This is a genomic window from Niallia sp. FSL R7-0271, assembly GCF_038005785.1.
In the GTDB taxonomy this organism is placed as follows: domain Bacteria; phylum Bacillota; class Bacilli; order Bacillales; family Cytobacillaceae; genus Niallia.
The window spans coordinates 3,159,990-3,172,273 of the sequence record NZ_JBBOTZ010000001.1; the positions used below are offsets into that span (position 1 = coordinate 3,159,990).

The following is a 12,284-nucleotide window of genomic DNA, read 5'->3' on the forward strand; positions in this document are numbered from 1 at the left end:
ACTATGAACACAAGCGGATACTTGGAGGCTGTTTTAGCTGAGCTGAAAGAAGCCTCCACACATGTTTCCACTGAGCAGACTGACTCTCTAGTTGAGGCAATTTTGTCAGCCAAAAAGGTATTTGTTGCAGGAGCAGGCCGCTCTGGTTTTATGCTTAAATCCTTTGCAATGCGAATGATGCATATGGGCATTGATGCATATGTAGTCGGTGAAACTGTAACTGCCAACTTCGAAAAGGAAGACTTGTTGATCATCGGCACTGGATCAGGTGAAACGAAGGGCCTTATTTCGATTGCTGAAAAAGCGAAAAGTATTGGCGGCAATGTCATCGCTGTGACGATTTTTCCAGAATCCACAATCGGCAAAATTGCTGATGCAGCGATTAAACTGCCTGGATCACCAAAGGATAAAACAAACAGTGACTTTAAAACAATTCAGCCAATGGGCTCCTTATTTGAACAGCTTATGCTGCTTACACTGGACAGTGTCATCCTGAAATATATGGAAGTAAGAAATCTTGATTCCAATACAATGTATGGTAAACATGCCAATTTGGAATAAACTTATATAGGCTGCCTTATAAGCCAAAGCCAATTGATTGTATAATGGTTCCATTATATAGTATATTGGCTTTGGCTTTATTTAGTCTGTCTCTTGTAGACTTAACTAACTTGATAAAGGAGTAAATAAATTATGCAATCACTTAAAGGAAAAACGGCATTAATTACAGGTGCTGGCAGAGGCATCGGACGTGCGACTGCTATTGCACTTGCACAGGAAGGCGTAAACCTAGGATTAATTGGGTTAACAGAAGGCAATTTAAAAAAAGTTGCAGAAGAAGTAAAGCAGTATGGTGTATCTGTTGCAATTGCAACAGCAGATGTATCTGACAACCAATCTGTTATTGATGCTGTAAACAGTATCAATCTTGAGTTAAAGCAAATAGATATCTTAATTAACAACGCTGGCACTGCTAAATTCGGCGGCTTCCTCGACCTATCTGCTGAAGAATGGGAGAATATCATTAAGGTAAATCTAATGGGTACTTACTATGTAACAAGAGCGGTGCTTCCAGGAATGATTGACAGAAAAGCTGGAGATATCATTAATATTTCCTCAACAGCTGGACAAAAGGGCGCACCTGTTACAAGTGCATACAGTGCTTCTAAGTTTGCTGTATTGGGATTGACTGAATCGTTAATGATGGAAGTGCGCAAGCATAATATCCGTGTAACGGCGTTAACACCAAGCACAGTGGCTACAGATCTTGCCATCGATACAAACCTGACAGACGGAAATCCAGAAAAAGTAATGCAGCCAGAAGATTTGGCTGAATACATGGTTGCACAATTAAAGCTTAACTCTCGTGTATTTATTAAGACTTCTGGTATGTGGTCTACTAATCCATAAGAAAAAAGCAAACTCGGCGGACGAGTTTGCTTTTTTTCACACCTTTTTCGCATAAATAATATAGCGCTGCGGCGCATTGCCAACAAAGCTGAAAGGATAGCAAGTGGTCAAGACGAGCTCTTCTTTCGTATTATCCAACGTAATAATAGTCTGATCATCTGCTTCAACAATCTTTGTGGACGTGATTTCATAGGAGAAGCTTCCATATGGAAGCACCACTCTCAGCTCATCACCGAGTTCTAATTCACCAGCCCTTCTGAACACCGTATCACGATGTCCTGATAAGACAATTTGACCATTTTCGTTCGGATAATAGCTGCCCTTAAAGTGTCCGACACCTTTTTCCAAATCATCCGGATCTGTTCCTTCTACAATCGGCAAGTTCCCTTCGATTTTTGGTATCTCCAGAATGCCGACCGATTCCCCTGTAGGAGGCACGAAACGATTATCCTGCTCCTCATCCACCCAATCGTCCTTTTTCTCTTTAACCACAGCTTCTGCCTTTGATAATGATTGCTCTGTTTTCACCTTTGTTTCAGCTATATTCCATGCTCCCAATCCGAGAAAAACCGCTCCTCCTACTATAAGCAGGAGGGCAAACCATTTCAATTTTTTCATTATCAGCTTACGCCTTTCTTCTTTTTACGAATAGTACAACACTTCCTACTACTAGCATCATACACCCAATCAGAAGATAATTATAGTCCATTGTTGCTGTATTCGGCAGCACAGGTGTTGGATTTGTCTCTTTATCAGGCGTTTCTGGATTTTCACCTGGTTCTGGATTCTCACCTGGTGTTTCTGGATTCTCACCTGGTGTTTCTGGATTCTCACCTGGTGTTTCTGGACTCTCACCTGGTGTTTCTGGATTTTCACCTGGTGTTTCTGGACTCTCACCTGGTGTTTCTGGATTTTCACCTGGTGTTTCTGGATTCTCACCTGGTGTTTCTGGATTCTCACCTGGTGTTTCTGGACTTTCACCTGGTGTTTCTGGACTTTCACCTGGTGTTTCTGGATTCTCACCTGGTGTTTCTGTGTCTTCATCAGTGATTTCAGAAATTCGTTTTTCTGCACTGTATGAAATCGGCTCTGTAAATGACTTAACAAAATCTACTGTCGCCTGCAGATCATCCGGTCCTTGTACAGGATTTTCACCGAATTCAGTTAAACGGTATTTGTCCGTAGTATGTGGGTACATATAGTTATTAACAACAACTGTATATGTTTTAGACAAGTCTAATTTTGAGCCGTCTGGCAGCATTAAATCAACTACTTCTCCAAATTCACCAAGTGATGCATCCCACGTATACTTAAAGCCTGCAATGCTTACATCTGGACCGTATGAGCTGAATTGAGTATTAAGCACTTCTTTTAATTCAGCACCTGTCAGCTCTAATTTAACTAACGTGTTACCGAATGGTTGAATATTAAACAATTCCTCCCATGTGATTTCACCTTGAAGCAAGTCATCACGAATTCCTCCGCCGTTCATTAAAGCAAAATCACTGTCCATTGCTGCTACCATGCCATCAGCAATTAAGTTACCAAGTGCATTGTCACCGACTTCCCCTTTAGAAGCGTAACCACCTAAAATATCCGTTGCCGCTACTCCAACAACTTCCTTCAGCTTAGGGCCAACTATGTCTTGATATTTATCAAGAATTGCTTGCACTTTTGCATCTGGTGTAACTCCCTCTTGTTTCACATCTACTATTTCAGCAGATTTCTTCACAATGTCCTTCGTAACTGGATCGATTTCTAAATCAATATCAGAAAACGCCTTGCCATATTCCCATGCTTGAACAATCAGCTTATTATCAACTAAACCGTTTATTTTCACATGATTATGTGCTGCAAAGATAACATCAACCGCATCATCCACTTTGTTCGCGATATCAGCGATAGTTCCTGTAATTTCTCCACTGTTTGCATCTTGATTTCCAGGAACATGAGTAACCACTACAATTGCCTCTATTCCTTGCTTTTGAAGCTCAGGAACATATTTATTGATCGCTTCTATTTCATCTGTGAAACGAACATTTTCATTTCCTTTTGCAATAATCTGGCTTGGTGTATCAATATTTGCCACACCGATAAAGCCTACTTTTACGCCATCCACATCTTTAATTGTATATGGATCAAGCACAAGCTTACCTGTATCCTTATATTCCACATTTGCTGCAACAATTGGGAAGTTCATGCCGTCATAACCGGCAGTGCCATTCGGGTGCTCGCCGCCATTAATCATGCGGAGCATCTCGTCCACACCTTCGTCAAACTCATGGTTCCCAACAGTTCCGACATCAAAGCCTAATGCTTCCATTATCTCAACTGTCGGCTCATCTTGAAGCAATGCAGAAACTGGTGAGCTGCCGCCAATCATATCGCCTGCATGAACAAGTAATGTGTTTTCATTTTCTGCTTCATGCTGTTTTAAATAGGTTGCCAAGTAAGAAGCATAACCATAATTAACGCCATCTACTGTTCCAGTAACATCTATTTTACCGTGTAGGTCATTTACACCTAATAGCTGTGCTGAAATATTGCCTGTTGGACCATCAGTAGCATTCACTTCTGAGATTCTTCCCGTATTGTAAGAAATCGGACCATTGAAGCTTTTCACATAATCAACAGTCGCTTGCAGGTCTTCTCCCCCTTGAACAGGGTTTTCACCAAGCTTAGCAAGCAAATACTTATCGCTGCTATGTGGGTACATATAGTTATTCACTGTTATTGTGTATTTGCCATCTGGATCAATTTTTTCTCCATTTGGCAAGAAGATATCAACAACTTTACCAAATGATCCTTGCTTGCTGTCCCATGTATAGGAGAAGCCGCCAATACTGACATCAGGACCATAGCTGCTGAATTGGCTGTTCAAAATTTCCCGTAAGTCATCACCACTTATTTCCAGCTTAACTAAAGTATTGCCAAATGGCTGAATATTGAACAATTCATTCCAAGTAATGTCACCAGCATTTAAGTCATCACGAATGCCGCCGCCGTTCATCAGCGCAAAGTCACTATCCATTGCAGTAAGCATGCCGTCTGCAATCAAGTTTCCGAGCGCATTATCGCCAACTGCACCTTTTGTAGCATAGCCACCTTCCATAATCGTTGCTGCTTCTCCAATTACCTCATTCAGCTTCGGACCAACTTCCTCCGAATACTTGTTTAAGATTGCAGAAACCTCTGGATCAGGTGTGACACCCGCCTGCACTACATCAACAATATCAGCAGATTTTTTAACGATATCACCAGTTGCTGGGTCAATTTCAAGCTCTACATCTGCGAATGCTTTGCCATATTCTCCAGCTTGAACAATCAGCTTATTATCAACAACTGCATCAATCTTCACATGATTATGGGCTGCAAATAGAACATCGACTGCATCGTCTACGTTTTTCGCAATATTAGCAATATCACCTGTCGCACTGTCACCTGATTGATTGCCAGGAACGTGAGCAAGGACGATGATTGCTTCAACACCTTGATTTTGCAGCTCTGGTACGAATTTGTTGATTGCTGCTGTTTCATCTGTGAAGCGAATATTTTCATTTCCTTTACTGATAATCATATTTGGCGTATCAGTCGTTGCAACACCGATAAATCCAACTTTCACGCCTTCAACTTCCTTAATTGTGTATGGATCAAGCACTAGCTTACCTGTATCCTTGTATTCTACATTTGCCGCTACCATTGGGAAATTAATGCCATCATAGTTTTCCGTTCCGTTTGGATGCTCTCCGCCATTAATGAGGCGCAGCATTTCGTCCACACCTTCATCGAACTCATGGTTTCCGACTGTCCCAACATCGAACCCTAATGATTCCATAATTTCTACAGTTGGCTCATCTTGCAGCAATGCAGATACAGGAGGACTACCGCCTACCATATCACCAGCATGTACAAGCAGTGTATTAGGATTTTCAGCTTCTCGTTCACGTAAATATGCTGCTAAATAATCCATTCTGCCAATTGTGTTTGAACCATCTGCATATTCTTCGCTGATCTTCCCATGCAAATCATTAACGCTTAAAAGCTGCAGTTTAATATTTTCCTTGCTTCCTTGATTTTTAGCTTTATAGCCATTTGTTTCTGCTTCTTCTGCACTTGCAAAGAAGATGCGTTTTTCAACAGGCACCTCTGCAAATTTAGAAGGCTCCACATATTCCTTTGTCTCAGAATTTCCGACATATCTCGTTAATCCTTTACCTTGCTCTCTTGCCCGGAATTCAAATGGCAATTCTTCTAGAGGATTCTCTGCATTCCAGATACCTTTGCCATTGTCCTTTGCTTCTTTTACCGCAGATTGAAACTGATTATATTCAGCTTCCTCTCCGATTGGCCAAATGAAGTAAGTCGATGCATACCCTTGTTTAACCATTTCCAAGTTTGTATTCAAGTTATCGCTCTTGCGGATGATTTGAGCAAGCAGTCTTCCATAGTCATCTGTTGCCTCTTCTCCGACCTTAACGATTACTTTATCACCTGGTTTTAATAGGGAATTTAAATATGCCTTTGCTTCTTGTCCATGCTCTAGCTGACTTTCATCAGCAGCATTTTTTGGAGTATGATACGTTTCCGGTGTATCAATATTCACGTAACGCACCTTTGTCGCCCCAAGAACTGGTGATTCAAGATGAATAGTATCTCCGTCTACTACACTGCTAACAGTAGATTCATATTCTCCTGCTGAAGTTGGTGCATCAGGCTGCTCAGCAAGCAATGTTACGTCAGATGCCTTTCTTGGCAACACTTGGTAAGTATTATATTGACTCAATACACCTGTAAACTCATACCATTTTCCTGCTTCAATAGCAGATATAGCCTGTGTTCCTTCCATTACTCGCAATGTTGTTCCATTAAAGTTCTCATCAATTACGGAAACATTATAGCCCCCTCCAGCTGGAGTGGCAGGAATGGATTGTACATACCCTTTAAACTTAACTAACTGGCCTTCTTTTTGCTCAGCAAGACTAGCATCTGCCATGTTTTCTAGTGAAAATTCAATTGGTGCTGGTACTGCGTTTCCTTCTGATATGATTTCAATTCCATCAGCATTTGGTGCTATTTCCAGCAATTTGTTATATTCTGTGACTTTTCCTGTTACTTTTACTTTTTGTCCCTCTTTTAGGGCCGGGAAACTGCCAGCATTATTTGCATATAGATTGATACCTGCTGTATCATCTTGAATATATGTTGATAGCTTGCCGCCGCCGATTCCTTCATTATCAGCAGTTACAACACCTTCAACTGTTACAACTTGTCCATTTTTTGCTCGTGCATCAGAAATAGAGATTTTGTCTGTTGGAGTGGAAGGAGTTTCCTCTTCCTCTTGTCCTGGGTTTTCACTTCCATTGTCTGTATCTCCAAAAGTATGCTTGCCAAGATCAGCAAAATGATCAATATCATAGATATCCCATTCTAATGCTGGATCAAAGCTCTCACTTCCAATGCTTCCTTTCGTTACAGAGCTTTTGCGAATAAGAGTATGGTTTTCAGCAGCACCATCTCCCCATTTTTCTTGCACACCAACAGTGCCAAACACATCGATGACTGCATCATTTTTTTTGAGCTCAATTACATCGTCACCATTAAAGTTGACGACACCATGCTGAATATCAGCCTTTTCCTTTATTGCGGCGCTGGCAGAGCTATGTGTGATAACATACACATCTCCATCTGCAAGCTTCCCTTCAAGCTTTAATGTTGTATTAGGTTCTGTCTTACCATTGGCATAAAGTACCAGACTATAGCTGGCAAGATCTACTTCACTGCCAGTCCCATTAAAAATTTCAATTGCTTTATTGTTTGAGCTGCCTTCTATGTATTCAGAAATAAATAAGTCATCAGCCGTTTGGCTTGCAGCAGAAACACTTGGAGTAAAATTGCCTAAGAAGTTCGGTATAACTAAAGTGAAAATTAGCAATATTGACAAAATTTTAAAACTTTGTTTCCCCTTCATCTATATCCTCCTTGGTCCATAAATTGCCTTACCAATTAAAGATATCTTAATATTGTAAAATTCACACTAGAATTCTGTAAAAATATTAGATAATTTGTATTATTTTGATTAAAATGATTAATTTTTCCTATAATTTGTCATTGTTACCTCTACAAAACTACCAATTTATCGACAATTTATATTTTACATTATTTGTAAACCTCTTCATTCACAGCTTACTCCTTTCAAGACAAAATCACTAAATTTTTTTAGCAATATAATAAATTCCCCTTTTTTATTCCATAAAAAAACTAGCCTAATCATTTTCCGGCTAGCTTAACACTTCTATACAGCTGTTATTCTTCAGATGGAATATTTAAAATCTTAACTGTCTTAAATGCAGGTATAATCTTAAAATTCAGGTTCCAATTGGAAGAAACTACTTCAAACTCCTGGTCTGTGACAGAAAATTGCATTACTACATCATTTTCTTCATCCAGCAGGACATAAGAATTCTGATTTGCGAACATTTTGTAGGATCTGTCCGCTAGAAGCGTCCAGCCATTTAATAATTCATGCGTTTTATTGGCCAATCTTTCTCCTCCTTTTTCTTTCCTATAATCGATTGTCATTATAACATGCAGTCTGCCCAATTTTTCCGTTTTCTTTCAAGAACACATTTTTAATGTCAAAGTTATGCAGAGATTATGAGTCTGCATGGGATGATCCATTTCAATATTGAGATTTCCTCTCCAAAATATATATATATAATGATTAGAGTTTACTTAGTCCATCATTGAGGAGCTTGGAGCATGTACACTACAATTTACCTAGTCAACTTCAGTTTTTATAAGATTATGGAGGACAATGTCAAACTGATCGATACTCATGTAAATCAGCAGGCAACAGAGAATAAAGAAAGCTTGGAGAGCCTTTTACGACTGCTTGGGTTTGAATTCATTGGCAATGATGATCTTTGGGGAGTTAGAACAGATAACATCATTATCATCGCTGAAATAAGCCAGAAAAAAAGCAGGGCCAATAAGCACTACCCATTTCAGCCGCTTTAATAGCAATCATAAAAATAGAAATGTCTTGTGCCATTTAATGAGGAGCACTGAAGTTGTACGTTGAATAAAATAACACATCAAGTTCCTGCACAACTAATGTGCAATCAGCCCCTTTCCCCATTGTTCAGTTTCAAATTCTAAGAATGGAACAATATAAATCAAGCTGGCAGTAAGCAAACGAACGAGCCTAGCCTTTGAATTAAGAAGTGTTACTGTTAACATTCTCTGTATTTTCATACATAGAATACGCAATTTCAAAAAAACCTCTAATCGGCTGCTGCTCACTCATGGGGAGTTGCTCTTTTTCAACACGGGGACTTATAAATTCAGATCAGGTTATACTATCTGTAAAAATTTTTTAAGGAGGCATCACCTATGATTGATAAAGTCTGCACCATTGGACCTGCAAGCAGCAAAGAAGAAATCCTCCAAGGGCTTGTCGAAAAAGGAATGACTATTATTAGGTTAAACATGTCACATGGCAGCCAAACAGATCATCTCGCTGTTATAGAAGCGGTTCGAAGCATAAGCAAGACAACAGGAATTGCCATCAAGATACTAGGAGATTTGCAAGGGCCGAAAATCCGCTTAGGAAAAATAACGGGAGATAAGGTATTGTTGAAGGATGGGGACAGCTTCATGCTGACCGTTGATGAAATAGATGGAGATAACACACAGGCAAGTGTTGATTACAAGGGGTTTATCCAAGATATAAAGGTTGGAAGCAGAGTCCTTATTAATGATGGTGAGGTAGAGCTTCATGTTGTTGAAACAGGGGAAAGCACCGCCAAAACGATTGTTAAAGCAGGGGGAAGCATCGCATCTCGAAAAGGTGTCAACGTTCCAGGAACATCCCTGTCGTTACCTGCTATTACAGAAAAAGACAAAGGGGATATTGAGTTTCTGTTAAAGCATGATATAGATATTATCGCATGCTCCTTTATTCGAAAAGCAAATCATTTACAGGAAATAAGAGAATATATAAAAACATTCACCAACACTCCGCCAAAGCTGATGGCAAAAATTGAGACATTAGAGGCAGTATCCAGCTTTATTGATATTTGTGAAGCAGCAGATGCTATCATGCTGGCAAGGGGTGACTTAGGTGTGGAGCTTCCTTATTATTGGATACCTCTCTTGCAAAAAGCGATACTTGCTGAATGTAATAAAAGCGGAAAATTCGTTGTGACTGCTACACAAATGCTTCAGTCTATGACAGAAAATGCTGTTCCTACAAGAGCAGAAGTAACAGATGTATTCCAAGCTGTTTTAGACGGCACAAATGGTGTAATGCTTTCAGCAGAGAGCGCTGTCGGAAAGCATCCGCTAGAAAGCATTCATGTGCTTACCACAGCAGCTGCTTTCTCTGAACGTTTTAAACAGACTATGCCTGACAGCTACACTGATCTCATCGATTTACTAAAGCAAGAACTATGATATACAGCTGGAGGATCAACCTCCAGCTGTATTGTCATTTCCTTAAAGGAAGCCACTCAAGCACATCCTGAATTTTTTTATCCCAATATCCCCATTCATGTTCTCCTGGAGAGAATTCATACGTATAGTCAAATGCAGTATGTTCACAAGCCTGCTTAAACCGCTTATTATCTTCAAATAGAAAGTCCTCTGTACCGCAGCATTGGTAAAGGGAAGGTTTCACGTTCTGATCCTTTACCTTCTCTACAAGAGAAAATAGATCATGCTCTGTCCCTCTAATGCTGTTTTCTCCAAAGATAAGCTGATAAAGGCCACCTTCTGATCTATCTTGAAGTGTTTCTACATCCATTGCACCTGAAAGGCTGGCTGCTGCGATAAAACTATCGGGCTTATTCAGAGCCCATTTGAATGCTCCATAGCCGCCCATCGACAGGCCTGCCACAAAATTATCTTCCCTTGCTTCTGATAAAGGAAAAAAAGACCTTGCGACCATAGGCAGCTCCTCTGTCAAAAAAGTCCAATATTTGTTGCCGTAAGCCATATTTGTATAAAAACTTCTGTCAACCTGCGGCATAACTACTGCTAAGCCAAGGGGTGCCGCATAGCGCTCAATAGATGTCCTTCTTGTCCATATCGTGTGGTCATCACTCAGCCCGTGAAGTAAATAGAGTGTCTGGTGCTTATTCCCGCTGACAGTATTTTTCATGCCAATTTGTGCGTTTGTTTCCTGCGGCAGAATTACTGTCATCGAAGTGCTCAATTGCAAGCTTTCAGAGAAAAAATCACATTTAATCAATGCCATATTGCCTGTCACCTCTCCTATTATTTAAACGCTTTCACATAAGGGAATTATAGCCGTTTTTTTCCTGTTTGGGAATTCATCTGCTCTTTCCATCGCTTTCCTAAAAGAGAAATACAAGCAGGCTTAATGAAACATATTTTTTTCTGTTTTTGCAAAAGCTAAAACAGAATCCTTATCGTTATGAAGGAGAGAAAAATGTGGACATAAATTGGTATATACTGTGTGCGGCAATTCTGTCAGGGGCAGCAGGATGTACACTCGTGCTTTGGAAAAAGTTCCAGTACTATAAAACAACCCTTCTCATTCATGCGGTGCTTTCCATCCTGCTTTGTTTATTCTTTTATTTTAATGGCTTTTACCGCTATGCACTTCCCGTCAGCTATATTCTGCCAGCTGTCGTAATAAATTTCGGGCTGTTTATTACATTTCTAATTCGATTTGAACCGAAGGGAGATACATTCCGCTTCTATTTTGTCTTAATTACCTGGACCTTCAGCCTTGAAATTGTGCTGGAATACTTCGGCTTTATCCGTTTTAGAAATGGCTGGGATTTTTGGGATTCTTACAGCCTTTATTGGATTTATGCAAGAATATTTAGTCATATCGGCAAACGATTGGTCCCGATGGATGGAAGAACACCTGTCAATATTTCCAACCGAGGATTTCGTACTCTTTATTACATGACCATCTTCTTTTTCTTTATCGGACTGTTAATCTTGCTCCGAACTGCTGCCTAACATGCTAAAAGCACAGCAAAAAAAGCTTGAACAAAACGCTTCAAGCTTTTCATCACTACATAAAGGTACTTGTTTGGACAGGAAAGAGCTGACCGTCAATGGAGAAGGAGATTCTCCCTGTTTCTTCTGAAACAACGATAACCAATGCATCTGTCTGCTCAGTTATGCCGATAGCTGCTCTATGTCTTGTACCGAGTTTATCTTTCCCATTATAAAATTGAGACGTAGGAAAAATATTAGCAGCCGACACAATCATATCTTTATCAATCAATACACCGCCATCATGTAGCGGGTTCCCTGGATAGAAAATGGCTTCAAGTAGGTTGGAAGACAGTTGTGCATTTAAGGTAATCCCGGAATGGACGAAATCCTCTAAATTATCCTTTCTTTTCATAGCAATCAGCGCACCATGCCGCTTCTCCGAAAATTGCTGGGCAGATGCCGTAAGCATCTCCATATAATCTGTGAACGGCTCCAAATAGGATTGCAAATAGTAAGAGGCTGCGAAGCTGTGAATGCTTTTAAACTGCTTGTTCATTTTCTCAAAGTCATTTAAAACACAGCAATCTCGTTCACCAATGGAGTCATACAGGCTATGGAGATTTGCTAATAGAGAATGCAAATCTGCTTTAAGCTGACTCTTAATAAAAAGCGGCATATTCATATCCTCTGCAGACAAGCTAACACTCCTTTTTCCTCATGCTCCTTTTTCTATACTATTTCCACTCTATTGCCTTTCTATTCAGCAGCTGCTTGTTGGTGAAGGAATGAAATTCTCCTAATAAATTTGGTTTTTTAGCATATTTACCTTTCTTATGAAGGATTTTCCACTCTATTAGCGAAATGATAGACAAGACATAACGAAACATCAACATAAGGGG

At 40.0% G+C, this 12,284-nt stretch carries 11 protein-coding genes; 5 read left to right on the forward strand and 6 right to left on the reverse strand.

The annotated features are described in order from the left end of the window. Window positions 1–3 precede the first annotated feature (3 nt). Both hxlB and MKX82_RS16220 read left to right on the forward strand, forming a co-directional pair. Window positions 4–561, forward strand: coding sequence for a 6-phospho-3-hexuloisomerase (gene hxlB / locus MKX82_RS16215; protein WP_233316537.1), 558 nt, complete (start codon window positions 4–6; stop codon window positions 559–561). 132 nt (window positions 562–693) lie between these two features. Next, window positions 694–1,410 carry a 3-ketoacyl-ACP reductase gene (locus MKX82_RS16220; protein WP_233316538.1) on the forward strand — a complete coding sequence of 239 codons (717 nt, stop codon included), beginning with the start codon at window positions 694–696 and terminating at the stop codon, window positions 1,408–1,410. Between the two features lie 36 nt (window positions 1,411–1,446). On the opposite strand, the gene MKX82_RS16225 is transcribed toward MKX82_RS16220, so the two are convergent. The 3 genes from MKX82_RS16225 to MKX82_RS16235 all read right to left on the reverse strand — a co-directional run bounded on the left by MKX82_RS16225 (window position 1,447) and on the right by MKX82_RS16235 (window position 7,950). Then, window positions 1,447–2,028 (reverse strand): class D sortase, encoded by a 582-nt coding sequence (locus MKX82_RS16225; protein WP_233316539.1) that lies wholly within the window; start codon window positions 2,026–2,028, stop codon window positions 1,447–1,449. Between the two features lie 7 nt (window positions 2,029–2,035). Then, on the reverse strand, window positions 2,036–7,378 hold the full coding sequence (locus tag MKX82_RS16230) for a 5'-nucleotidase C-terminal domain-containing protein (RefSeq protein ID WP_341078426.1): 5,343 nt from the start codon (window positions 7,376–7,378) through the stop codon (window positions 2,036–2,038). Window positions 7,379–7,713: 335 nt separating this feature from the next. Continuing rightward, on the reverse strand, window positions 7,714–7,950 hold the full coding sequence (locus MKX82_RS16235; protein WP_233316540.1) for a hypothetical protein: 237 nt from the start codon (window positions 7,948–7,950) through the stop codon (window positions 7,714–7,716). Between the two features lie 219 nt (window positions 7,951–8,169). Here MKX82_RS16235 and MKX82_RS16240 point away from each other — a divergent pair, with 219 nt between their 5' ends. Beyond that, complete coding sequence (locus tag MKX82_RS16240) at window positions 8,170–8,427, forward strand: hypothetical protein (RefSeq protein ID WP_341078428.1); 258 nt, start codon at window positions 8,170–8,172, stop codon at window positions 8,425–8,427. 93 nt (window positions 8,428–8,520) lie between these two features. On the opposite strand, the gene MKX82_RS16245 is transcribed toward MKX82_RS16240, so the two are convergent. Then, on the reverse strand, window positions 8,521–8,664 hold the full coding sequence (locus MKX82_RS16245; RefSeq protein ID WP_341078430.1) for a hypothetical protein: 144 nt from the start codon (window positions 8,662–8,664) through the stop codon (window positions 8,521–8,523). A 138-nt stretch (window positions 8,665–8,802) separates the two neighbouring features. Between MKX82_RS16245 and pyk the strand changes: the two genes are divergently transcribed. After that, window positions 8,803–9,864 (forward strand): pyruvate kinase, encoded by a 1,062-nt coding sequence (pyk, locus tag MKX82_RS16250; RefSeq protein ID WP_237941864.1) that lies wholly within the window; start codon window positions 8,803–8,805, stop codon window positions 9,862–9,864. Window positions 9,865–9,898: 34 nt separating this feature from the next. Here pyk and MKX82_RS16255 read toward each other — a convergent pair whose 3' ends face one another. Continuing rightward, window positions 9,899–10,666: an alpha/beta hydrolase gene (locus MKX82_RS16255; protein ID WP_233316543.1), complete on the reverse strand. Its 768-nt coding sequence runs from the start codon at window positions 10,664–10,666 to the stop codon at window positions 9,899–9,901. A gap of 197 nt (window positions 10,667–10,863) precedes the next feature. Between MKX82_RS16255 and MKX82_RS16260 the strand changes: the two genes are divergently transcribed. Next, window positions 10,864–11,403, forward strand: a complete 540-nt coding sequence (locus MKX82_RS16260) for a hypothetical protein (RefSeq protein ID WP_233316544.1) — start codon at window positions 10,864–10,866, stop codon at window positions 11,401–11,403. Window positions 11,404–11,458: 55 nt separating this feature from the next. Here the strand turns inward: MKX82_RS16260 and cdaS are convergent, their stop codons facing one another. Further along, window positions 11,459–12,082 carry a sporulation-specific diadenylate cyclase CdaS gene (gene cdaS, locus MKX82_RS16265; protein ID WP_233316545.1) on the reverse strand — a complete coding sequence of 208 codons (624 nt, stop codon included), beginning with the start codon at window positions 12,080–12,082 and terminating at the stop codon, window positions 11,459–11,461. Window positions 12,083–12,284 lie beyond the last annotated feature (202 nt).